The sequence below is a fragment of the Cellulomonas humilata genome, from assembly GCF_030814415.1.
In the GTDB taxonomy this organism is placed as follows: domain Bacteria; phylum Actinomycetota; class Actinomycetes; order Actinomycetales; family Cellulomonadaceae; genus Cellulomonas; species Cellulomonas humilata_A.
Genome location: NZ_JAUSVB010000003.1, coordinates 611,880 through 633,750 on the forward strand (window position 1 = coordinate 611,880; position 21,871 = coordinate 633,750).

Genomic DNA, 21,871 nt, shown 5'->3' on the forward strand with positions numbered 1-21,871 from the left:
ATGCGCATCGTCGACAGAGACCGGGTTCACAGTCCGCACCGGACGGCGCAAGCCGGTCCCGGTCGCGTGAGCATGGCTCCCGGCCATGCGCACCGCGCGGACCTCGAGGCCTCCTCCTGTGACCAGGACGGGGGCCTTCCTCGTTCCCGGCGGTCCACCCACGACGAACCTGAGGAGCACCACATCAGCGAGCCCCGCATCAACGATCGGATCCGCGTCGCCGAGGTCCGCCTGGTCGGCCCCAACGGCGAGCAGGTCGGCATCGTCCGCGTGGAGGACGCCTTGCGCCTGGCCCAGGACGCCGACCTCGACCTCGTCGAGGTGGCACCTGACGCTCGTCCGCCCGTCTGCAAGATCATGGACTACGGCAAGTTCAAGTACGAAGCAGACATGAAGGCCCGTGAGGCCCGGCGGAACCAGACCAACACGGTCCTCAAGGAGATCCGTTTCCGGCTGAAGATCGACCCGCACGACTACGGCACCAAGAAGGGCCACGTCGAGCGGTTCCTCACCGCCGGCGACAAGGTCAAGGTCATGATCATGTTCCGCGGCCGTGAGCAGTCGCGCCCCGAGATGGGCGTGCGCCTGCTGCAGCGGCTGGCGGACGACGTGTCCGAGCTCGGCTTCATCGAGAGCATGCCCAAGCAGGACGGGCGCAACATGATCATGGTGCTCGGTCCGATGAAGAAGAAGGCCGACCAGAAGCAGGAGCAGCGCCGTGCGGCGCAGGCTGCTGCGGCCCGTGAGCAGAACGCCGCGGCTGCCGCCGCTGCCGCTGCGGCTGCGGCCAACCCGGTCGAGCAGGCCGAGCCCGTCGCCCCGGCAGCTGCCGAGGTTCCGGTCGTCGCCGAGACGCCGGTCGTCGCCGAGACCGCACCCGTGGTCGAGGCTCCGGTCGAGGTCGAGGCACCGGTCGAGGCGCCCGCCCCGGTCGAGGCCGCTGCTCCGGTCGAGAAGCCCGCCGCCGCCCCGCGTCCGGCTGCCTCTCGTCCCAGCGCCCCGCGTCCGCCCGCACCCGCCGCCGCACCTCGTGCGACGTCGGCACCGCGTCCGGCCGCAGCAGCGCGACCCGCCGCAGCACCGCGTCCCGCGGCCGCTGCACGACCGGCAGCCGCAGCCGCGCCGGCCGCGGCCCCCACGACGCCACAGCCCGCGGCGTCGTCGGTCGCACCGAAGACGGCGACGCCGAAGCCGGCCACACCGAAGCCGGCCACACCCCGGCCGACCGCCACGCCGCGGCCCGCGCCGCGACCTGGCCCGGCCGCCCCGGCCAAGGCACAGACCAGCACGACGGCCTCGGAAGAGGCCAGCTAGCCAGCACGAACGGACGGCCCGGCCCCCCGGTCGGACCGCACCAGACGAGTCGTACGAACCCGTGCGATGTGAAGGACAAGGAGACACGGCAGCCATGCCGAAGAACAAGACGCACTCCGGTGCCAAGAAGCGCTTCCGGGTCACCGGGACCGGCAAGGTCATGCGCGAGCAGGCCGGCGGTCGCCACCTGCTCGAGCACAAGTCGAGCCGCCGCACCCGCCGCATCGCCGGCGACCTCGTCGTCTCCCCTGCCGACGCCCCCCGTATCAAGAAGCTGCTCGGGAAGTGATCCCGCGGGCGCACCTGCGCCCCGGTCACTCGGTCCGAGCCTGAGACAAGCAAGGAGCATCACGTGGCACGCGTGAAGCGGGCGGTCAACGCCCAGAAGAAGCGCCGTACAACCCTCGAGCGCGCTGCGGGCTACCGCGGTCAGCGGTCGCGCCTGTACCGGAAGGCGAAGGAGCAGGTCACCCACTCCCTCGTCTACGCGTACCGCGACCGCAAGGTGCGCAAGCAGGACTTCCGCAAGCTGTGGATCCAGCGCATCAACGCTGCGTCCCGCGAGCAGGGCCTGACCTACAACCGCCTGATCCAGGGCCTCAAGCTCGCCGGCATCGAGGTGGACCGCCGCGTGCTGGCCGACCTCGCCGTCAACGACGCCGCGACGTTCAACACGCTCGTGGCCGCCGCCAAGGCCGCCCTGCCCGAGGACGTCAACGCGCCGAAGGCTGCGTGACGCTCGTTCGCTGCTGAGCCCGACCGCCCGACCCGCCTCGCCGCGGGGCTGGGCGGTGGCTCGGTGCACCCGAAGCCCCCGGAGTCGAGCCCGACTCACGGGGGCTTCGCCGTCCCCAGGCATGATGTCCCCGTGGCTGACGAGATCCTGACCAACCCCCGTGCCGAGCGCGTGAAGGCCGTGCGGGCGCTCTCCGGGCAGTCGGTCCGCAAGCGCGCCGGCCGGTTCGTGGTCGAGGGGCCGCAGGCGGTGCGCGAGGCGGTGCTCGTGGGCGACGTGCACGACGTCTACGTCACGGCGGCGACGGCCCAGCGGTACCCGGAGATCGTCGACGCCGCGCGCGACCGGGGGATCCGGGTGCACACGGGTACGGCCGAGGTGCTCGACGCCATGAGCCCCGACGCGCAGCACGTCGTCGCGGTCGCGTCGCTCACGTCGCACGCGCTGGCGGACCTCGTCGGCCCGAGGCTCGTCGCGGTGCTGGCGAACGTCCGGGACCCCGGGAACGCCGGGACGGTCATCCGGGCCGCCGACGCGGCCGGGGCCGACGCGGCACTGCTCACCGCCGAGAGCGTCGACGTGCACAACCCGAAGGTCGTCCGGTCCACGGCCGGGTCCCTCTTCCACCTACCGGTCATCACCGGTGCGGACCTGGCGGACGCGGTCGCCTCCCTGCGATCCGCAGGACTGACGGTCCTCGCGGCCGACGGCGCCGGTGAGCACGACCTCGACGACCTGCTCGACGTGGCCGGGAACGCACCGGAGGGCGTCCCCGACCTCGCGCGCCCGACGGCCTGGCTGTTCGGGAACGAGGCGTGGGGGCTGCGCGACGAGGACCGTGCACTCGCGGACGCCGTCGTGCGGGTGCCGATCCGGGGCCGGGCGGAGTCGCTCAACCTCGCGACCGCGGCGACGGTCTGCCTGTACGCCAGCGCGCGGGCGCAGCGGTGAGGCTCTTCGCCGCGGTGTGGCCGCCGACGGACGTCCTCGACCACCTGGACCTGGCGCTCGCCTCGGTGCGGGGTGCCCCGGCGGGCCTCTCGTCAGCGGTGCGCTGGTCGGCGCGCGAGACGTGGCACCTGACCGTGGCCTTCTACGGCGAGGTTCCCGAGGGCGTCGTGCCGGGTCTGACGACCGACCTGGCCGAGCTCGCCGCGGGGATCGAGCCCTACGAGCTGGCCCTGCGGGGCGCGGGAGTGTTCTCGCACCGGACGCTCTGGGTGGGGGTCGGCGGTGACCTGGAGTCGCAGCGCGCGGTGACGCGCGGGTGCGTCGAGGCGGGGGAGTCGGCGAGCGGGGCGACCGACAACCGCCCCCGCGACCGCCCGCACCTGACCGTCGGACGGGTACGTCCGGGGAGCCGACCGCCGCGGCGGCGCTCGTCGCGACCCGACCGGCCGGGGCAGCGGCCGGACATGAACGGGCCGGACGACGAGGACGTCGCGGCGAGCCTCGTGCGCGCGCTCGCCGTCTACGAGGGTCCGCGCTGGCTCGTCGACCAGCTGACCCTCGTCTCGTCGCGGCCGGGTGCCGGTCGGGGCGGGGGACCGCTGTACGAGCGGGTCGAGACCTTTGTGCTCGGTCGTTAGGCGAGGGTCGTGGCATCATGGCGACCATGACAGCGCGTGCGCAGGCGGCTGGTGGTCGCCGATTTCCCGGGCCCGTTCCCGGGCTGCGCCACTGACGCGCACGTGAGCAGGCCGTCCACCGCTGGACCGGCCGCTACGACCTGGATCGGGCGCCTCTAGACTTGTCCGCTGGCCGCGCCCTCGTGCGTGCGCCATGGCCGCGCGCCCTCGCGTGCTGGCCGCCCCAGAACGCACCGGAAGGTCAGGATGTCCGACGACACCGCCCTGTCCCCGCTCGACGCCGACGGCATCGAGTCCGCCGTCGAGGACGCGCTGAAGGCCCTCGCGGCCGCGGCCGACCTCGACGCCCTGAAGTCCGCACGCCTCGAGCACGTGGGGGAGCGCAGCCCGATCGCGCTCGCCAACCGTGCCATCGGGGGCCTCGCGCCCGCCGACAAGGCGACCGCGGGCAAGCTGCTCGGTCAGGCCAAGGGCCGGCTCGCCCGCGCGCTGGCCGACCGGCAGGCCGAGCTCGAGACCGAGCGCGACCAGCGCGTCCTCGTCGAGGAGTCCGTCGACGTGACGCTGCCCACCGACCGGCACCCGCGCGGCGCGCGGCACCCGCTGGAGGCGCTGTCCGAGCGCATCGCCGACTTCTTCGTCGCCATGGGCTGGGAGATCGCGGAGGGGCCGGAGCTCGAGGCGGAGTGGTTCAACTTCGACGCGCTGAACTTCGGCGTGGACCACCCCGCTCGGCAGATGCAGGACACGTTCTTCGTGGACCAGCCGGGGCTCGTGCTGCGGACGCACACGTCGCCGGTCCAGGCGCGCACTCTCCTGGAGCGCGAGCTTCCGGTGTACATCGCGTGCCCGGGCAAGGTGTTCCGCACCGACGAGCTCGACGCGACGCACACCCCGGTGTTCCACCAGGTCGAGGGCCTCGCGATCGACAAGGGCCTGACCATGGCGCACCTCAAGGGGACGCTCGACCACTTCGCGCAGGCGATCTTCGGCCCCGAGGCGCGGACGCGTCTGCGGCCGTCGTTCTTCCCGTTCACCGAGCCCAGCGCGGAGATGGACCTCTGGTTCCCGCAGAAGAAGGGCGGACCGGGCTGGATCGAGTGGGGCGGCTGCGGGATGGTCAACCCGCACGTCCTGCGGGCCGTCGGCGTGGACCCCGAGGTCTACTCCGGCTTCGCGTTCGGCATGGGCATCGAGCGCACCCTGATGCTGCGCCACGGCATCGCTGACATGCACGACATGGTGGAGGGCGACGTCCGCTTCTCCCTGCAGTTCGGGACGGAGATCTGATGCCGCGCATCCCCCTGTCGTGGCTCGCCGAGCACGTCAAGCTCCCTGCGGGCCTGACCGCCGAGCAGCTGGCGGCGGACCTCGTCCGCGTCGGGCTGGAGGAGGAGGCGATCCACGGCGCCGCGGTGACCGGTCCGCTGGTCGTCGGCGAGGTCGTGGAGCTGACGCCGGAGCCGCAGAAGAACGGCAAGACCATCAACTGGTGCCGCGTGGACGTCGGTCCGGAGCACAACGAGCCCGGTGGAGACCCGCGGGGCATCGTGTGCGGTGCGCACAACTTCGTCGTCGGGGACCGCGTCGTCGTCGCGCTGCCGGGAGCGGTCCTCCCCGGACCGTTCGCCATCGCGTCGCGCAAGACGTACGGGCACGTGTCCGACGGCATGATCTGCTCGGCGCGCGAGCTGGGCCTCGGCGACGACCACGCCGGGATCATCGTGCTGTCCCAGCTCGGGCTCGACGCGCCCGTCGGCACGGACGCGCGCGAGCTGCTCGGCCTCGGCGAGGAGGTCCTCGAGATCAACGTGACCCCCGACCGCGGGTACTGCTTCTCGATGCGTGGGGTCGCTCGCGAGTACGGCCTGTCGACCGGTGCGGTGTTCACGGACCGTGGCCTGCCCACCGGCGACGAGCGTCCGCCCGGCGGCGGCTTCGCGGTCGAGATCGACGACGCGGCACCGATCCACGGGGTCCCGGGCGCCGATCGCTTCGTCGCGCAGATCGTGCGGGGCGTGCGCGCGAACGACCCGTCGCCCGCCTGGATGCAGCGCCGGCTCCAGCAGGCCGGCATGCGGCCGATCAGCCTGGCCGTCGATGTCACCAACTACGTGATGCTCGACCTCGGGCAGCCGCTGCACGCCTACGACCTGGCGCACCTGTCCGAGCCGATCGTGGTCCGGCGCGCGAACCCGGGCGAGCGGATCCGGACCCTCGACGACGTCGACCGCGTGCTCGACCCCGAGGACCTGCTCATCACCGACAGCCCCGGCGGGGTGCGCGGTGCTCGGCCCATCGGTCTCGCGGCCGTCATGGGCGGCGGGGACAGCGAGGTCAGCGCGACGACGACCGACCTGCTCATCGAGGCCGCGCACTTCGACCCGATCACGGTTGCCCGTGCCGCGCGTCGGCACAAGCTGCCCAGCGAGGCGGCGAAGCGGTTCGAGCGCGGTGCCGACCCCGAGCTGCCGCCGGTGGCGGTCGCGCGGACGGTCGCGCTCCTGGTCGAGCACGGTGGCGGTGTCGCGGGTCCGCTCACGGACGTCGACCGTCGCGTGCCCGTGCCGTCGTTCGAGCTGGCGCTCGACCTGCCCGCACGGCTGGTCGGCCTGCCGTTCTCGGCCGACGAGGTGCGCGAGACGCTGCGGTCGATCGGCTGCGAGGTGACGGACGCCGGCGCAGACGCGGTCACGGTGACGGCGCCGTCGTGGCGGCCCGACCTCGTGGCCGGCGTCGACCTGGTCGAGGAGGTCGCGCGCCTGCGCGGGTACGACGCGATCCCGTCGACGCTCCCCGTCGCCCCGGCCGGCGCGGGCCTGACGGCGGGCCAGCGGGCCCGGCGCTCGGTCGCGCGGGCGCTGGCCGAGGCCGGTCTCGTCGAGGTGCTCAGCTACCCGTTCGTCGGGACCGACCAGCTCGACGCTCTGAACCTGCCCGCGGACGACGCCCGTCGTCGCGCCGTGCGGTTGGTCAACCCGCTCTCCGACGAGCAGCCGTACCTGCGCACCAACCTGCTGGTCACGTTGCTCGACACCGCGCGGCGCAACGTGAGCCGGGGCGAGAGCGACGTCGCGATCTTCGAGCTCGGGCTGGTCACCCGGCCGGTCGAGGGTGCGCCCGCAGCTCCGCGGCTGCCGGGAGGGGTCCGACCGTCCGACGAGGACCTCGCGGCGATCGACGCCGCCGTGCCGCCGCAGCCGCGCCGGGTCGCGGGCGTCATCGCGGGTCTTCGAGAGCCGGCCGGCTGGTGGGGGCCCGGTCGCCGGGCCGATCACACCGACGCGATCGCGGCCGCGCGCCTGGTCGCGGAGGTCGTCGGGGTGGAGCTCGTCGCGTCGGCCGACGCCGACCACGCACCGTGGCACCCGGGTCGGTGCGCGCGCCTGACGACGGCGGACGGCACCCTCGTGGGCCACGCGGGCGAGCTGCACCCGAACGTCGTGACCGCGCTGGGCCTGCCGGCCCGGGCGGCCGCGTTCGAGCTGGACCTCGACGTGGTGCTGGCGGCGGCGTCGCCCGACCCGGTCCAGGCGGTTCCCGTCTCGACGTTCCCCGTCAACAAGGAGGACGTCGCGCTGGTGGTCGGGTCGTCGGTGCCGGCCGCGGACGTGCTCGACGCGGTCCGGGTCGGCGCGGCCGCGAGCCCCGTCGGCGACGTCGTCGAGGAGGTCCGGCTGTTCGACGTGTACACGGGACCTCAGGTGGGCGACGACCACAAGTCGCTGGCGTTCTCGCTCCGGCTGCGTGCCGCCGACCGGACGTTGACCGCGAGTGAGTCGGCGGCGGTCCGGGACGCGATCGTGGCCGAGGCGCACCGCCGGTTCGGGGCGTCGCTGCGCGCCTGAGAATCCGTCTGCAGCCCTCGTCGACGACCCCGTCGACGAGGGCTGCGTCGTACCCGGACAAATCATCGGATGTGTTCACTCAATAGTTACCGGCGAGTAGTTGCCACGAATCGGACGAACAGCGACAGTTGTCCAGGCCGTCACGAGCGGCCACTTTTGCGTTCCCGACGAAAGCGAGCTCGACGTGCGTCCTGCGATGAAGTCGATCAGCGGGGGCATCGCCGCCCTCGCTCTGGCGTTGACGGGCGGGGTGATCACGGCCGGCGCTGCGCAGGCCGCGGTCGGCACCACGCCACGGGTCCTGATCAACGAGGTGTACGGCGGTGGCGGCAACAGCGGCGCCACGTTCACCAACGACTTCATCGAGCTGGTGAACGCGAGCCCCGCCGCGGTCGACGTGACGGGCTGGTCGGTCCAGTACGCGTCCTCGGCGGGCGTGACCTGGCAGACGACGCCGCTGACCGGGGTGATCGCTCCCGGCGCCGCCTACGTCGTCGTCGAGGCGGCGGGTGCGGGCGGGAGCACGCCGGTGACCGGCAGCGCGACGGGCACGATCCCGATGAGCGGGACGGCGGGCAAGGTCGCCCTCGTGTCCTCGACGACGGCCCTGGCGTGCGGTGGCGTCGAGTGCACGGCGCTCGATCCCGTCGTCGACTTCGTGGGCTACGGCGCGGCCGCGGCAGGGTACGCAGGCAGCGGCCCGGCTCTCGGTGCCTCGAACACCCAGTCGGTCACGCGCAACGCCACGCTGACCAACACCGCGAACAACGCGGCCGACTTCACCGCCGCGACCCCGACCCCGGGCGTCGCCGGCAGCGGGCCCGTGGACCCGACCCCGGTCACCGCCACGATCGCCGAGGTCCAGGGAACGGGCGCGACGTCTCCGCTCGCCGGGCAGACCGTCACCACGGACGGTGTCGTGACGGCGACGTACCCCACGGGCGGCTTCAACGGCTACGTGATCCAGACGCCGGGCACCGGCGGGGCGACCGACGCGACACCGGGCGCGTCCGACGCCGTGTTCGTGTTCTCGTCGGCCACCGCCGGCTCGGTCGCGATCGGTGACCACGTGCAGGTGACCGGTGCCGTCTCCGAGTTCAACGGCCTCACCGAGATCACCGTCGCCGCCGCTGCCGACCTGGTCGACCTGCCCGCCGCCGACCCGGTCACCCCGGTCTCCGCGTCGTGGCCGACGACGAACGCCGCGCGCGAGGCGCTGGAGTCGATGCTGTTCCAGCCGACGGGTGACCTCACGATCACCAACACGTTCTCCACCAACCAGTACGGCGAGGTCGGTCTCGCGGCCGGCACGCTCCCGCTGCTGCAGCCCACCGAGGTCGGCCGTCCCGGCTCGGCCGAGGCGCTCGCCGCCGCTGCGGACAACGCCGCTCGTGGCGTCGTGCTCGACGACGGGTCCTCCACCAACTTCCTGTCCGCGGCCAACTCCGGCCTCACGCCGCCGTACGTGTCCCTGACCAACCCGGTCCGGGTCGGCGCCGCCGCGAACATCACTGCGCCTGTCGTGGTCGACTTCCGCAACAACGTCTGGAAGCTCAACCCGACGGCCCCCGGGCCGGCGGCGGTGACGTTCGAGAACGACCGCACCGCGGCGCCGACCGCGGTCGGTGGCGACCTCAAGGTCGCGTCGTTCAACGTCCTCAACTACTTCACCACCCTCGGCGCCGACACGGCCGGGTGCACGTCCTTCAACGACCGCACTGGTGACCCCGTCACGGTCAACGGCGGCTGCGACCCGCGCGGCGCGTGGGACCCGGACGACCTCCAGCGGCAGCAGGACAAGATCGTCGCCGCGATCAACGCGCTCGACGCCGACGTCGTCGGCCTGCTCGAGATCGAGAACTCGGCACGGGTGGACGGGATCGCCGACGAGGCGCTCGGCACGCTGGTCACCGCCCTGAACGCGGCCGCCGGCTCCACCGTCTGGGCGTTCGTCCCGTCGTCCACCGAGCTCCCGCCGGCCGCCGGCCAGGACGTCATCACGAACGCCCTCATCTACAAGCCCGCCGCCGTCGAGCGGACGGGGGAGTCGCGCGCGCTGGGCGACCAGAGCGACGACAACGAGGCGTTCGGCAACGCGCGTGAGCCCATCGGCCAGGTGTTCACGCCGGTCGGTGGCGGTGCGCCGTTCTTCGTCGCGGTGAACCACTTCAAGTCCAAGGGTTCGGCCGGCCCGTGGCCGGGCGACGCCGACGCGGGCGACGGGCAGGGCGCCTCGAACGAGTCGCGTGTCCGCCAGGCGACGGCCCTGCGCGACTGGGTCCCGACGGTCCAGGGCGACGCCCAGGCGGTCGCGCTCATCGGTGACTTCAACGCGTACACGCTCGAGGACCCGCTGCAGACGCTGTTCGACGCCGGGTACACCGACGCCGCGACGGCGCTCGCCGACGGCCAGTTCTCGTACTCGTTCAGCGGCCTGTCGGGCTCGCTGGACCACGTGCTGCTCAACGACGCCGCGATGCAGCGGGCCACGGGCGCGGACATCTGGGAGATCAACGCCGAGGAGTCCATCGCGCTCGAGTACGACCGGTACAACTACCACGGCACGCTCTTCTACGACGACGACTTCTACCGCTCCTCCGACCACGACCCAGTGATCGTCGGGCTGGTCGAGGGCGCGGCCAAGCCGGTCACGCTGACGCTGCTCGACATCAACGACTTCCACGGCCGGATCGACACCAACACCGTGAAGTTCGCGGGCACCGTCGAGAAGGAGAAGGCGGCTGCCATCGCGGCGGGCGGTCCGGTCGCGTTCGTGTCGGCCGGTGACAACATCAGCGCGTCGCTGTTCGCCTCGGCGGTCCAGCAGGACCAGCCGACGATCGACGTGCTGAACGCCCTGGAGCTCAACGCGTCGGCCGTGGGCAACCACGAGTTCGACAAGGGGTTCCAGGACCTCACCGACCGCGTGATCGCGGGCGGCACCAACGCGAAGTGGGACTACCTCGGCGCGAACGTCTACCTCAAGGGGACGACGACCCCGGCGCTGCCGGAGTACGCGATCCTCGACATGGACGGCGTCTCGGTCGGTGTCATCGGTGCCGTCACCGAGGAGACCCCCTCGCTGGTCACCCCCGGCGGCATCACCGAGCTCGAGTTCGGCAACCCGGTCGACGCCGTGAACCGCGTCGCCGCGCAGCTGAGCGACGGGGACGCCTCCAACGGCGAGGCCGAGGTGCTCGTCGCCAGCTTCCACGAGGGCGCGGGCGAGGGTCTGCCGAACGGCACCCTCGAGAAGGAGCTCGCCGAGGGCGGCGCGTTCAAGGACATCGTCGAGCAGACCTCCGGGGCTGTCGACGTGATCTTCACCGGCCACACCCACCAGCAGTACGCGTGGGAGGCTCCGGTTCCGGGCGCGACGGACAAGACCCGGCCGATCGTGCAGACCGGTAGCTACGGCGAGTTCATCGGCAAGGTCGTGCTGACGTTCGACCCGGCCAGCGACGAGGTCGTCGCGCACACCCAGCAGAACGTCCCGCGCCTGGTCGCGCCGGTCATCCCCGGCAACACCCCGGCGCAGAACGAGGCGGCGTTCGCGGCGCAGCTCGTCGCGACGTATCCGCGCGTCGCGCAGGTCAACACCATCGTCACGGCGGCGCTGGCCTACGCGAACGTCGTCGGCTCGGTCCCCGTGGGGTCGGTCACGGCGGACATCACGACCGCCTTCACAGGTGGCACGTACGGGCCGAACGGGTACACGGCACCGGTGACCGCCCGGGACGACCGGGCCAGCGAGTCCACCCTGGGTGACCTCGTCGCCAACTCGCTGCGGGACACGCTCGCCCCGGAGAACCTGGGCGGCGCTGAGATCGGTGTCGTCAACCCTGGCGGTCTGCGCGCCGAGCTGTACTACGCCCCGGACGGTGTCATCACGACGGCCGAGGCGAACGGTGTGCTGCCGTTCGTGAACAACCTCTGGACCACGTCGCTCACGGGCGCGCAGTTCAAGACGATGCTCGAGCAGCAGTGGCAGACCCTCCCGGACGGCACGGTCCCGAGCAGGTCCTACCTGCAGCTGGGCCTGTCGGACAACGTGACGTACACGTTCGACGCCGCCGCTCCGGCGGGGTCGCACATCACGTCCATCACGGTGAACGGTGCACCGATCGACCCGGCGGCGAGCTACCGGATCGGCACGTTCTCGTTCCTGATCACCGGCGGTGACAACTTCCGGATCTTCAACGACAGCACGGACGCTCGCGACTCCGGGCTCGTCGACCGGGACGGCTGGATCGCCTACCTGCAGGCGCACCCGGGGCTCGCCCCGGACTTCGCCCGCCAGTCGGTCGGCGTGCCGACGGTCCCGTCGACGGTCACCGCCGGCGACACGCTGGCGTTCCCGGTGACCAAGCTGGACCTGACCAGCCTCGGTTCGCCGCTGAACACCAGCCTGGACGTCCGGCTGGACGGCGAGTCCATCGGGACGGCGACCGTCACCAACGGCGCGGCCGACGTCTCGGTGACGATCCCGGCGGACACGAGCGCGGGCGCCCACACGCTCACGCTCGTGGCGAGCCCGAGCCTCACCACCGTGACGCTCCCGCTCACCGTCGAGGCGAACATCCCGTCGTCGACCACCGCGCTGACGGCCTCGCCGTCGAGCCAGGTGTTCGGCTCGTCGTCGCGGGTCACGCTCACCGCGACGGTCACCTCCGACGTGGCCGTGGCCGGTTCGGTGGAGTTCGTGGCCGGGGACACCGTGCTCGGCACGGCGACCCTGCGGGGCGGCACCGCCACCCTGCGCCTCCCGGCGTCCACGCCGGCGGGCAGCTACGACGTCGTCGCCCGGTTCGCCGGCGGCGACACCGTGACCGGCTCGGAGTCGGCCCCGGTCACGGTGGTCGTCGAGAAGGTCACGACGACGACCGGGCTGTCGGTCACCCGCGGGTTCCTGTTCATCCCGTCGGTCGCGTTCGTGACGGTCGCGACCAACAACGGTCGGGTGCCGTCCGGCACGGTCGAGATCCGGGAGGGGACCACGGTGGTCAAGCGCCTGAACGTGGTGCTGGGCATCGCTGTCGGGACGGTCCCCTCGGGCAGGCACACGTACACGGCGACGTTCGTCCCGAGCGATCTGGCGAACGTCAACCCGAGCACGAGCGCCCCGGTCAGCACCCGCTGATCTCACGACGAAGGCCCGCACCCCTTGATGAAAGGGGTGCGGGCCTTCGTCGTCGCTACACGAAGTCGTGGTAGGCGGGCAGGTCCAGAACGCCGTTGCCGGACAGGCCGATGACGATGGTCTCGGGCCCGGTGGCTGCGCGGGCGTGCGCGATGGCCCCGGCGACGGCGTGCGTCGACTCCGGCGCGGGGATGATGCCCTCGGCCCGCGCGAACTCGATCCCGGCGGCGAACGCGGTCTCCTGGTCGACGGCGATCGCGTCGATCAGCCCGAGCTCGACCGCGTGCGACACCATCGGCGCCATCCCGTGGTACCGCAGGCCACCGGCGTGGATGGGCGGAGGGACGAAGTCCTTGCCGAGCGTGTGCATCTTCAGCAGGGGAGTCAGGCCGGCGACGTCGCCGAAGTCGTACCGGTACTCGCCCTGCGTCAGCGACGGGCACGCGGCCGGCTCGCAGGCGACCACCCGCGTCGTCGCGCCGTCGCGGAGGTTGCGGCCGAGGAACGGGAACGAGAGCCCGCCGAGGTTCGAACCGCCTCCGGCGCACGCGAACACGACGTCGGCGCTCTCCTCGATCGCGTCGAGCTGCGCCAGTGCCTCCTGGCCGATGACGCTCTGGTGCAGCAGCACGTGGTTGAGCACGCTCCCCAGCGAGTAGTGCGCGTCAGGGTCGGTCGCGGCGGCCTCGACCGCCTCGCTGATCGCCATGCCGAGCGAGCCGGTGGTCTCGGGATCGGCCTCGAGCATCGCGCGGCCGGCGTTGGTGAGGTCCGACGGCGACGGGTGGCAGATGCTCCCGTACGTCTCCATCTGCATCCGGCGGTACGGCTTTGAGTCGTACGAGGCGCGGACCTGCCACACCTCGCAGGTCAGTCCCAGCAGAGCGCACGCCATGGCCAGCGACGCACCCCACTGCCCGGCGCCGGTCTCGGTGGTGAGCTTCGTGATGCCCTCGGCCGCGTTGTAGTACGCCTGCGCGACGGCGGTGTTCGGCTTGTGCGACCCGACCGGGCTCACGCCCTCGTACTTGTAGTAGATCCGCGCCCGGGTGCCGAGCGCGCGCTCGAGGCGGCGCGCACGGATGAGCGGCGACGGGCGCCACAGGGCGTAGATCTCCCGGACCGGTTCGGGGATCTCGATCCACCGCTCGGTGCTGACCTCCTGCATGATCAGGGCCATCGGGAACAGCGGCGCCAGGTCGGGGGGCGTCAGCGGTTCCCGGGTCCCCGGGTGCAGGGCCGGCGGGCAGGGCGACGGCAGGTCCGCCGCCAGGTTGTACCAGTGCGTGGGGACCGTCGAGGGGACGGTCACGCCGAGGGTGTCGAGGAGCGACGTCGTCATCAGAGCCTCCGGGTGGGCGGCGCGCGTCAGTGCGCAGCGTCACCGTATCGCCCGGTTCGTCCGGGCTGTCGAGGCGTCAGATGGCGCAGGAGTCGTCGACGCAGGCCGCCCCGTCGGCCGTCGCCAGCACCTGGACCGGGTTCGCGTCGCGCCACGCCGTCTCGAGAAGCTGCGTGAACACGTCGGCCGGCTGGGCGCCGGAGACGGCGATGCGGCGGTCGACGACGAAGAACGGGACGCCGGTCACGCCGAGCGCGCGCGCCTCGTCCTCGTCGGCTCGGACCTCGTCCGCCCCGGCGTCGCCGGCCAGCGCCGTCCGTGCGGCCTCGGCGTCGACGCCTGCGGCAGCGACGATCCGCACGAGCGTGTCGTCGTCGCCCAGGTCGGCGCCGTGCTCGAAGTGCGCCGAGAACAGACCCTCGAGCACCCGCTCCGCCAGCTCCGACCCGCCCGTCGTGCGCGCCAGGTGGACCAGGCGGTGCGCCGCGAACGTGTTGGCGGCGATCGCCCGGTCGAAGTTGTAGGCGAGACCCTCGCCCGCGGCCACGGCCGTGACCTGCGCGAACATGCGCGTGACCTGGTCCCGCGGGATGCCCTTGTGCCGGGCGAGCGCGTCGATCTCCGGGATGCCGGGGCCGACGGGGGTGCTCGGCGACAGCTCGTACGCCCGCCAGGTCACCTCGACGTGCTCCCGGTGCGGGAAGTCGGCCAGCGCAGCGGCGAAGCGACGCTTACCGATGTAGCACCAGGGGCAGGCGATGTCGGACCAGACCTCGACCTGCAGCGTACGGACGGCATTCAGGGTGGGGATGCTCACGGGAGCAGCAGGACCTTTCCGGTGGTGGAGCGCGACTCGAGCGCGCGGTGGGCGTCGGCCGCGCCGGCCAGGCGGAACGTGGCGCCGACGCGCACGTCGAGGCCGCCCGCTCGCACCGCGTCGAACAGCTCGCGCGCGCGCCAGTCGAGCTCGTCGCGGGTGGCGATGTAGTGGTCGAGCGTGGGGCGGGTCAGGTAGAGCGAGCCGGCCGCGTTGAGGCGCTGGGGGTCGACCGGGGGGACCGGACCGGACGAGCCGCCGAACAGGACGAGCGTCCCGCGGGGGCGCAGGCTGGCCAGCGACGCGTCGAACGTGTCCTTGCCGACGGAGTCGAAGACGGCGTGCACGCCTCGGCCGTCGGTCAGCGACCGCACCTCGGCCGGCAGGTCGCGGGTCAGGTCGTCGAGCTCGCGGTACCGGATCACGTCGGCGGCGCCCGCCTCGCGCGCCAGGCGCTCCTTCTCGGCGCTGCCCACGGTCGCGATGACCCGGGCACCCCGCTGCGCCGCGAGCTGCGTGAGCAGCAGGCCGACGCCCCCGGCGGCCGCGTGCACGAGCAGGTCGTGCCCGGCCTGGACGGGGAACGTCGAGGTCACGAGGTAGTGCGCGGTGAGGCCTTGGAGGGGGAGCGCCGCGGCGACCTGGTCGGAGATGCCGTCGGGGACCAGCAGCGCCTTCGACTCCCGGACGCTCACCAGCTCGGCGTAGGAGCCGGGTGCCGACGACCAGGCGACCCGGTCACCGACGGCGATCTCGCTGACGTCGGAGCCGACGGCGACGACCGTCCCGGCGCCCTCCGAGCCCACGACGTGCGGGAACGTCATCGTGTAGACGCCGGACCGGCGGTACGTGTCGATGAAGTTGACCCCGGCGGCGGCGACGCGGACCAGGACCTCGTCCGCGGCGGGCTCGGGGTCGGGGAGCTCGACGAGCTCGAGGACGTCGGGACCGCCGGCGGCGGTGGCTCTGATGGCGCGCACGGTTCCGCAAACGCTGCCGCGGGCAAGGAACATTCCCCGGTCAGTGGTTCGTATCTTCGTGCAGCCTTGTGTATGTTCATGCACATGACGTTCACGGTCGCAGTCGCGGGTGCCAGCGGGTACGCCGGAGGCGAGATGCTCCGCGTGCTCCTCGCGCACCCCGAGGCCCGGATCGGCACCCTCACCGCGCACTCCAACGCCGGCACGCTGCTGGGTGCGCACCAGCCGCACCTGCGCACGCTCGCGGACCGGGTGCTCGCCCCGACGGGGGTCGACGAGCTCGCCGGGCACGACGTCGTCGTCCTCGCCCTGCCGCACGGCGCCAGCGGCGCGATCGCCGCCGAGCTCGAGGCGCGCGGAGACGGCGCGATCGTCGTCGACCTCGGCGCCGACCACCGGCTCGTCGACGCCGCCGACTGGGAGCAGTTCTACGGCAGCCCGCACGCCGGCACCTGGCCGTACGGCCTCCCGGAGCTGCTGCACCCGGGGGAGCGGACCGCGAGCGAGCAGCGGTCGGTCCTCGCCGGCGCGCGGCGGATCGCCGTCCCGGGCTGCAACGTCACCGCCGTCTCCCTCGGTCTCCAGCCGGGCATCGCCGCCGGGCTGATCGAGCCGACGGACCTCGTCGCGGTGCTCGCCAACGGCTACTCCGGCGCCGGGAAGTCCCTCAAGACGCACCTGCTCGCCAGCGAGGCGCTCGGCGCCGCCCAGCCGTACGCCGTCGGCGGCACGCACCGGCACATCCCGGAGATCGCGCAGAACCTGCGCTCCGCCGGCGCCGCGGACGTCACGATCTCGTTCACCCCGACCCTCGTGCCCATGGCCCGCGGCATCCTCGCGACGGCCACAGCACGCCTCGCCGCGGGGGTCGACCCGTCGACGGTCCGGGCCGCCTGGGAGCAGACCTACGCCGACGAGCCGTTCGTGCACCTCCTGCCGGAGGGCCTGTGGCCGACGACGGCTGCCACACTCGGTGCCAACACCGCGCTCGTGCAGGTCGCGGTCGACGAGCGCGCCGGACGCGTCGTGACGGTCACGGCGATCGACAACCTGGTCAAGGGCACGGCCGGTGGCGCCCTGCAGTCCCTCAACCTCGCGCTCGGGCTCCCCGAGACGCTCGGCCTTCCTCTGGACGGAGTCGCACCGTGAGCATCGAGACCCGCGCCCTGCCCTCACCCGGTGTCACCGCGGCGGCCGGCTTCCGCGCCTCCGGCATCACCGCGGGCCTCAAGGCCTCGGGCCGCCCGGACCTCGCCCTCGTCGTCAACGACGGGCCCTCGCAGGCTGCGGCGGCGGTGTTCACCACCAACCGCGTGGTGGGCGCACCCGTCGTCTGGTCCCGCCAGGCGGTCTCCGACGGGGTCGTCAGCGCGGTCGTGCTGAACTCGGGTGGGGCCAACGTGTGCACCGGGTCCGAGGGCTTCCTCGACGTGCACCTCACCGCCGAGACGGTCGGCGCCGCCCTGGAGATCTCCGCGGGAGACGTCGTGGTCTGCTCCACCGGTCTGATCGGGGAGCGGCTCCCCATCGACAAGATCCTCGACGGCATCGGCGTCGCGGTCGAGGCGCTCTCGCCCGACGGCGGTCCGGACGCGGCCGTGGCCATCATGACCACCGACTCGGTTCCCAAGACGGCGCACATGCACGTCGACGGCGACCGGGGCGCGTGGACCGTCGGGGGCATGGCCAAGGGAGCCGGGATGCTCGCCCCCGGCCTCGCCACGATGCTCTGCGTCATCACGACCGACGCCGTCGTGGACGCCGAGACCGCGGCCGCGGCTCTGCGCGCCGCGGTGGCGGACACGTTCGAGCGCGTCGACTCCGACGGCTGCATGTCGACCTCGGACACGGTCACCCTGATGGTCTCGGGCGCGAGCCGCGCGATCCCGGACCCCGCGGGCTTCACCGCCGCGCTCACGCAGGTCTGCGGCGAGCTCGCCCGCGCGCTCGTCGCCGACGCTGAGGGCGCCACGCACGACATCGCGGTCACCGTCATGGGTGCCGAGACGCAGGACGCCGGGCTCGCCGTGGCCAGGGCCGTGACCCGCTCCAACCTGTTCAAGGCCGCGATGTTCGGCAACGACCCCAACTGGGGCCGGGTGCTCGCGCAGGTGGGGACCGTGCCGGAGAGCGTCGCCGCGTTCGATCCCGACCAGCTCGACGTCACCATCAACGGCGTCCAGGTGTGCAAGGCGGGCGGCGCCTTCCGGCCGCGGTCCGAGGTGGACCTGGCTGCGAACCGCGAGGTGCACGTGCTCATCGACCTGCACGCGGGCGGCGAGGTGGTCACCGTCTGGACCAACGACCTCACGCACGACTACGTCCACGAGAACAGCGCGTACTCCACATGAGCGACTTCACGTTCAACACCCGCACGGACCTGCGTGCCGACCAGAAGGCGGAGGTCCTCATCGAGGCCCTGCCGTGGCTGCAGAAGTTCGCGGGCGCGCTCGTCGTCGTGAAGTACGGCGGCAACGCGATGATCGACGAAGACCTGAAGCGGGCGTTCGCGCAGGACATGGTCTTCCTGCGCCAGGTCGGGCTGAAGCCCGTCGTGGTGCACGGCGGGGGACCGCAGATCAACGCGATGCTCGACCGGCTCGGCATCGAGTCGGAGTTCCGCGGCGGGCTGCGCGTCACCACGCCCGAGGCGATGGACGTCGTGCGGATGGTGCTCACCGGGCAGGTCTCGCGTGAGCTCGTCGGGCTGCTCAACGCGCACGGACCGCACGCCGTCGGGCTGTCGGGCGAGGACGGCGGGCTGTTCCAGGCACGCCGGCGCAGAGCGATCGTCGACGGCGTCAGCGTCGACATCGGTCAGGTCGGCGACGTCGTCAAGGTCAACCCCGGTGCCGTCCTCGACCTGCTCGATGCCGGCCGCATCCCGGTGGTCTCCACCGTCGCCCCCGACCTCGACGACCCCACCACGGTGCTCAACGTCAACGCGGACACCGCGGCGGCCGCGCTCGCGGTCGCACTCGGTGCCCGCAAGCTCATCGTGCTGACCGACGTCGAGGGCCTGTACACCAGCTGGCCGGACAAGGGCTCGCTCGTGCGTCGGATCGGCGCCAGTGCCCTCGCGGAGCTGCTGCCAGGGCTCGACGCCGGCATGCGCCCGAAGATGGAGGCCTGCTGGCGCGCCGTCGAGGGTGGCGTCGGCCGCGCTCACGTCATCGACGGCCGCGCCCCGCACTCGATCCTGGTCGAGGTCTTCACCTCCGACGGCATCGGCACCATGGTGCTGCCCGACGAGGAGCCGGCCGACGCCCCCTTCACGGCCCCCATCCCCGTGATCCCCCACGACCCCGAGGTGACCCCGTGACCGCGCTCGAGAACGCCCGGGCCCGGCACCGGTCCCCGGAGGCCACCGACGCGAACCTGCCGGTGCTGGCTGCCGACGGATCGGTCGCGCAGTGGACCGACCGCTACACCCACGCCGTGATGGACACGTTCGGCGCGCCGCAGCGGGTGCTCGTCCGCGGCGAGGGTCCCTATGTGTGGGACGCCGACGGCACCCGGTACCTCGACCTGCTCGGCGGGATCGCGGTGAACTCGCTCGGTCACGCCCATCCCACCCTGACCGCGGCGATCAGCGCGCAGCTGGGCACGCTCGGGCACGTCTCCAACTTCTTCGGCAGCCCCACGCAGATCGCGTTCGCGGAGCGGCTGCTCGCCCTGGCCGGCGCCCCCGAGGGGTCGAGGGTCTTCCTCACCAACTCCGGGACCGAGGCCAACGAGGCCGCGTTCAAGCTCGCACGCCGCAACGGCGGCACCGACCGGCCGCGGATCCTCGCGCTGGAGGGCTCGTTCCACGGCCGGTCGATGGGCGCCCTCGCGCTCACCCACAAGGCGGCGTACCGCGAGCCGTTCGAGCCGCTGCCCGGCGGTGTCGAGTTCGTGCCGTTCGGCGACACCGAGGCGCTCGAGGCTGCGTTCGCGGTCGACGGCGACAGGGTCGCCGCGCTGTTCGTCGAGCCGATCCAGGGCGAGGCCGGCGTCCGGCCGCTCCCGCCCGGCTACCTCGCGCTCGCCCGCAGCCTGACGGCCGAGCACGGCGCCCTGCTGATCCTCGACGAGGTGCAGACCGGGATGGGCCGGACCGGATCCTGGTTCGCCCACCAGCTCCCGCACGTCGGTGGCGGCATCGTCCCCGACGCGGTGACCGTGGCGAAGGGTCTCGGCGGCGGGTTCCCCGTCGGCGCGCTCATCGCGTACGGCGAGCAGACCGCGACGCTGCTCGGTCGCGGCCAGCACGGCACCACGTTCGGCGGGAACCCGGTCGCGTCGGCCGCCGGGCTCGCGACGATCGCGGTCATCGAGCGCGACGGGCTCCTGGACCACGTCAGCACGCTGGGCGCATCGCTGCGTGAGCAGCTCGCGGGCACGGGCAACCCGCTCGTCGGCGAGGTGCGCGGCGAGGGCTTCCTCATCGGCATCGAGCTCACCGCGCCCGTGGCCGCCGCCGTCGCCGCGCGTGCGCTCGAGGCGGGCTTCATCGTGAACCCCTGCACCCCGACGACCATCCGCCTCGCGCCACCGTTCCTGCTCACGCAGGAGCAGGCGGCCCAGTTCGTCGACTTCCTCGCGAGCGTCCCCCAGGACGTGTCATGACCCGGCACTTCCTGCGCGACGACGACCTCACCCCCCGCGAGCAGAAGGCCGTCCTCGAGCTCGCGCTCGCCTTCCGGGACGACCGGTTCATCCGCACGCCGCTGACGGGGCCGCGGGCGGTGGCCGTCATCTTCGACAAGCCGACGCTGCGCACCCAGGTCTCGTTCGCGGCCGGCATCGCGGAGCTCGGCGGCTTCCCGCTGAGCGTCGACGGCAAGCTCGCCCGGATCGGTGAGCGGGAGTCGATCGAGGACACCGCGCGCGTCCTGGGCCGGCAGGTCGCGGCGATCGTCTGGCGCACGTTCTCCCAGCGGCGGCTCGAGCAGATGGCGGAGCACGCGGGCGTTCCCGTCGTGAATGCGCTCACGGACAGCTTCCACCCGTGCCAGATCCTCGCGGACCTGGCGACGGTCGCGCAGCACCGCGGGGGAGTCGCTGGGTTGGCCGGGCTGACGCTCGCGTACGTGGGCGACGGCGCGAACAACATGTCGCACTCGTACCTGCTCGGCGGCGCAACCGCGGGTCTGCACGTGCGCATCGGCACGCCCGACGGCTACGTGCCCGACCCCGCGATCCTCGCGGACGCGGCCGCGATCGCCGCGGACACCGGGGGGTCGGTGACGGTCGTGCACACGCTGGCCGAGGCCGTGACCGGCGCGGACGTCGTCGCGACGGACACCTGGGTCTCGATGGGCCAGGAGTCCGAGGCGGCGGAGCGCGAGACCCCGTTCGTGCCGTTCCAGGTCGACGCCGCCGCGATGGCCCTCGCCCGGCCGGACGCCCTCGTCCTGCACTGCCTGCCCGCGTACCGCGGCAAGGAGATCACCGCCGAGGTCATCGACGGGCCGCAGTCGGTCGTCTGGGACGAGGCCGAGAACCGCCTGCACGCGCAGAAGGCCCTCCTGTCATGGTTGGTGGAGGGCTGATGAGCGTCACGGTCCCGCACACCAAGGCCGCCCGGCACGCGCTGGTCACGTCGCTGCTCACCCGCGGCACGGTCCACTCGCAGCAGCAGCTGGCGGAGCTGCTCACCGCGGAGGGCGTCACGGTCACGCAGGCGACCCTGTCGCGCGACCTCGTGGAGCTGCGTGCGGTGAAGATCCGGACCCCGTCCGGCGCCCTCGCCTACGCGGTCCCCGCCGAGGGCGGCCTGCGCACCCCGGCCGCGGGTCCCGACGAGGAGATGCTCGCGGCTCGGCTCGCCCGCCTGTGCGCCGAGCTCCTGGTGACCGCGGAGGCGTCGGGCAACCTCGTCGTGCTGCGGACGCCGCCCGGCGCCGCCCAGTTCCTCGCGTCGGCCATCGACCACTCGGTCCTGCCCGCCGTCCTCGGCACCATCGCGGGTGACGACACCGTGCTGGTCATCGCCCGCGAGGGCGAGACGGGCGTCGCGCTGGCCGCCCGCTTCCTGGCGCTGGCCACCGACACCCCGTCACGCACCCGTCCGTCAGACTGACCCCAGAACCACTCCCCGAACAGAACCCCCGAAGAGAG

17 protein-coding genes are annotated in these 21,871 nt (G+C 72.9%); 14 read left to right on the forward strand and 3 right to left on the reverse strand.

All coding sequences use genetic code 11. The features are described 5' to 3' along the window. The first annotated feature begins 72 nt into the window (after nucleotides 1–72). From infC to J2X26_RS13920, 8 genes are all read left to right on the forward strand, one after another. Entirely contained in the window at nucleotides 73–1,314 is a 1,242-nt protein-coding gene (gene infC / locus J2X26_RS13885; RefSeq protein WP_307493119.1) for a translation initiation factor IF-3, read from the forward strand. A 94-nt stretch (nucleotides 1,315–1,408) separates the two neighbouring features. Then, complete coding sequence (gene rpmI / locus J2X26_RS13890) at nucleotides 1,409–1,603, forward strand: 50S ribosomal protein L35 (RefSeq protein WP_028046910.1); 195 nt, start codon at nucleotides 1,409–1,411, stop codon at nucleotides 1,601–1,603. Nucleotides 1,604–1,666: 63 nt separating this feature from the next. Beyond that, on the forward strand, nucleotides 1,667–2,050 hold the full coding sequence (rplT, locus tag J2X26_RS13895; RefSeq protein ID WP_055921876.1) for a 50S ribosomal protein L20: 384 nt from the start codon (nucleotides 1,667–1,669) through the stop codon (nucleotides 2,048–2,050). A gap of 132 nt (nucleotides 2,051–2,182) precedes the next feature. Continuing rightward, nucleotides 2,183–3,001 (forward strand): TrmH family RNA methyltransferase, encoded by an 819-nt coding sequence (locus tag J2X26_RS13900; RefSeq protein ID WP_307493123.1) that lies wholly within the window; start codon nucleotides 2,183–2,185, stop codon nucleotides 2,999–3,001. Further along, nucleotides 2,998–3,639: an RNA 2',3'-cyclic phosphodiesterase gene (thpR, locus tag J2X26_RS13905; protein ID WP_307493125.1), complete on the forward strand. Its 642-nt coding sequence runs from the start codon at nucleotides 2,998–3,000 to the stop codon at nucleotides 3,637–3,639. The genes J2X26_RS13900 and thpR overlap by 4 nt, the downstream gene beginning before the upstream one ends. Nucleotides 3,640–3,885: 246 nt before the next feature. Continuing rightward, the gene (gene pheS, locus J2X26_RS13910; protein ID WP_307493127.1) at nucleotides 3,886–4,929 is read left to right on the forward strand and encodes a phenylalanine--tRNA ligase subunit alpha; all 1,044 of its coding nucleotides are present in this window, start codon (nucleotides 3,886–3,888) and stop codon (nucleotides 4,927–4,929) included. Further along, nucleotides 4,929–7,487, forward strand: a complete 2,559-nt coding sequence (gene pheT / locus J2X26_RS13915; protein WP_307493129.1) for a phenylalanine--tRNA ligase subunit beta — start codon at nucleotides 4,929–4,931, stop codon at nucleotides 7,485–7,487. Before pheS ends, pheT begins: the two co-directional genes overlap by 1 nt. Before the next feature lie 196 nt (nucleotides 7,488–7,683). Beyond that, on the forward strand, nucleotides 7,684–12,627 hold the full coding sequence (locus tag J2X26_RS13920) for an ExeM/NucH family extracellular endonuclease (RefSeq protein ID WP_307493131.1): 4,944 nt from the start codon (nucleotides 7,684–7,686) through the stop codon (nucleotides 12,625–12,627). 55 nt (nucleotides 12,628–12,682) lie between these two features. Here J2X26_RS13920 and J2X26_RS13925 read toward each other — a convergent pair whose 3' ends face one another. The 3 genes from J2X26_RS13925 to J2X26_RS13935 all read right to left on the reverse strand — a co-directional run bounded on the left by J2X26_RS13925 (nucleotide 12,683) and on the right by J2X26_RS13935 (nucleotide 15,766). Next, a complete protein-coding gene (locus J2X26_RS13925; RefSeq protein ID WP_307493133.1) occupies nucleotides 12,683–13,969 on the reverse strand; it encodes a TrpB-like pyridoxal phosphate-dependent enzyme in 1,287 nt (428 codons plus the stop codon). Between the two features lie 76 nt (nucleotides 13,970–14,045). Further along, nucleotides 14,046–14,786, reverse strand: coding sequence for a DsbA family oxidoreductase (locus J2X26_RS13930; protein WP_307493135.1), 741 nt, complete (start codon nucleotides 14,784–14,786; stop codon nucleotides 14,046–14,048). Next, on the reverse strand, nucleotides 14,783–15,766 hold the full coding sequence (locus J2X26_RS13935; RefSeq protein ID WP_307493137.1) for a quinone oxidoreductase family protein: 984 nt from the start codon (nucleotides 15,764–15,766) through the stop codon (nucleotides 14,783–14,785). The genes J2X26_RS13930 and J2X26_RS13935 overlap by 4 nt, the downstream gene beginning before the upstream one ends. 84 nt (nucleotides 15,767–15,850) lie before the next feature. On the opposite strand from J2X26_RS13935, the gene argC reads away from it, so the two are divergent. The 6 genes from argC to J2X26_RS13965 are packed head-to-tail and all read left to right on the forward strand — an operon-like array spanning nucleotide 15,851 to nucleotide 21,833. Then, nucleotides 15,851–16,915, forward strand: coding sequence for an N-acetyl-gamma-glutamyl-phosphate reductase (gene argC / locus J2X26_RS13940; protein ID WP_307493139.1), 1,065 nt, complete (start codon nucleotides 15,851–15,853; stop codon nucleotides 16,913–16,915). After that, the gene (gene argJ / locus J2X26_RS13945; RefSeq protein ID WP_307493141.1) at nucleotides 16,912–18,117 is read left to right on the forward strand and encodes a bifunctional glutamate N-acetyltransferase/amino-acid acetyltransferase ArgJ; all 1,206 of its coding nucleotides are present in this window, start codon (nucleotides 16,912–16,914) and stop codon (nucleotides 18,115–18,117) included. Before argC ends, argJ begins: the two co-directional genes overlap by 4 nt. Next, entirely contained in the window at nucleotides 18,114–19,088 is a 975-nt protein-coding gene (gene argB, locus J2X26_RS13950; protein ID WP_307493142.1) for an acetylglutamate kinase, read from the forward strand. The genes argJ and argB overlap by 4 nt, the downstream gene beginning before the upstream one ends. Beyond that, entirely contained in the window at nucleotides 19,085–20,377 is a 1,293-nt protein-coding gene (locus tag J2X26_RS13955; protein ID WP_439897856.1) for an acetylornithine transaminase, read from the forward strand. Before argB ends, J2X26_RS13955 begins: the two co-directional genes overlap by 4 nt. Beyond that, the gene (gene argF, locus J2X26_RS13960; protein ID WP_307493143.1) at nucleotides 20,374–21,303 is read left to right on the forward strand and encodes an ornithine carbamoyltransferase; all 930 of its coding nucleotides are present in this window, start codon (nucleotides 20,374–20,376) and stop codon (nucleotides 21,301–21,303) included. Before J2X26_RS13955 ends, argF begins: the two co-directional genes overlap by 4 nt. Beyond that, nucleotides 21,303–21,833, forward strand: a complete 531-nt coding sequence (locus J2X26_RS13965; protein ID WP_307493145.1) for an arginine repressor — start codon at nucleotides 21,303–21,305, stop codon at nucleotides 21,831–21,833. Before argF ends, J2X26_RS13965 begins: the two co-directional genes overlap by 1 nt. Nucleotides 21,834–21,871: the final 38 nt, after the last annotated feature.

Bases quoted from the DNA above. Each gene is read 5' to 3' on its own strand.
- infC (WP_307493119.1), top strand. From the start codon at position 73: ATGGCTCCCGGCCATGCGCACCGCGCGGACCTCGAGGCCTCCTCCTGT.
- rpmI (WP_028046910.1), top strand. From the start codon at position 1,409: ATGCCGAAGAACAAGACGCACTCCGGTGCCAAGAAGCGCTTCCGGGTC.
- pheS (WP_307493127.1), top strand. From the start codon at position 3,886: ATGTCCGACGACACCGCCCTGTCCCCGCTCGACGCCGACGGCATCGAG.
- pheT (WP_307493129.1), top strand. From the start codon at position 4,929: ATGCCGCGCATCCCCCTGTCGTGGCTCGCCGAGCACGTCAAGCTCCCT.
- J2X26_RS13920 (WP_307493131.1), top strand. From the start codon at position 7,684: ATGAAGTCGATCAGCGGGGGCATCGCCGCCCTCGCTCTGGCGTTGACG.
- J2X26_RS13925 (WP_307493133.1), bottom strand. From the start codon at position 13,969: ATGACGACGTCGCTCCTCGACACCCTCGGCGTGACCGTCCCCTCGACG.
- argC (WP_307493139.1), top strand. From the start codon at position 15,851: ATGACGTTCACGGTCGCAGTCGCGGGTGCCAGCGGGTACGCCGGAGGC.
- argB (WP_307493142.1), top strand. From the start codon at position 18,114: ATGAGCGACTTCACGTTCAACACCCGCACGGACCTGCGTGCCGACCAG.
- argF (WP_307493143.1), top strand. From the start codon at position 20,374: ATGACCCGGCACTTCCTGCGCGACGACGACCTCACCCCCCGCGAGCAG.
- J2X26_RS13965 (WP_307493145.1), top strand. From the start codon at position 21,303: ATGAGCGTCACGGTCCCGCACACCAAGGCCGCCCGGCACGCGCTGGTC.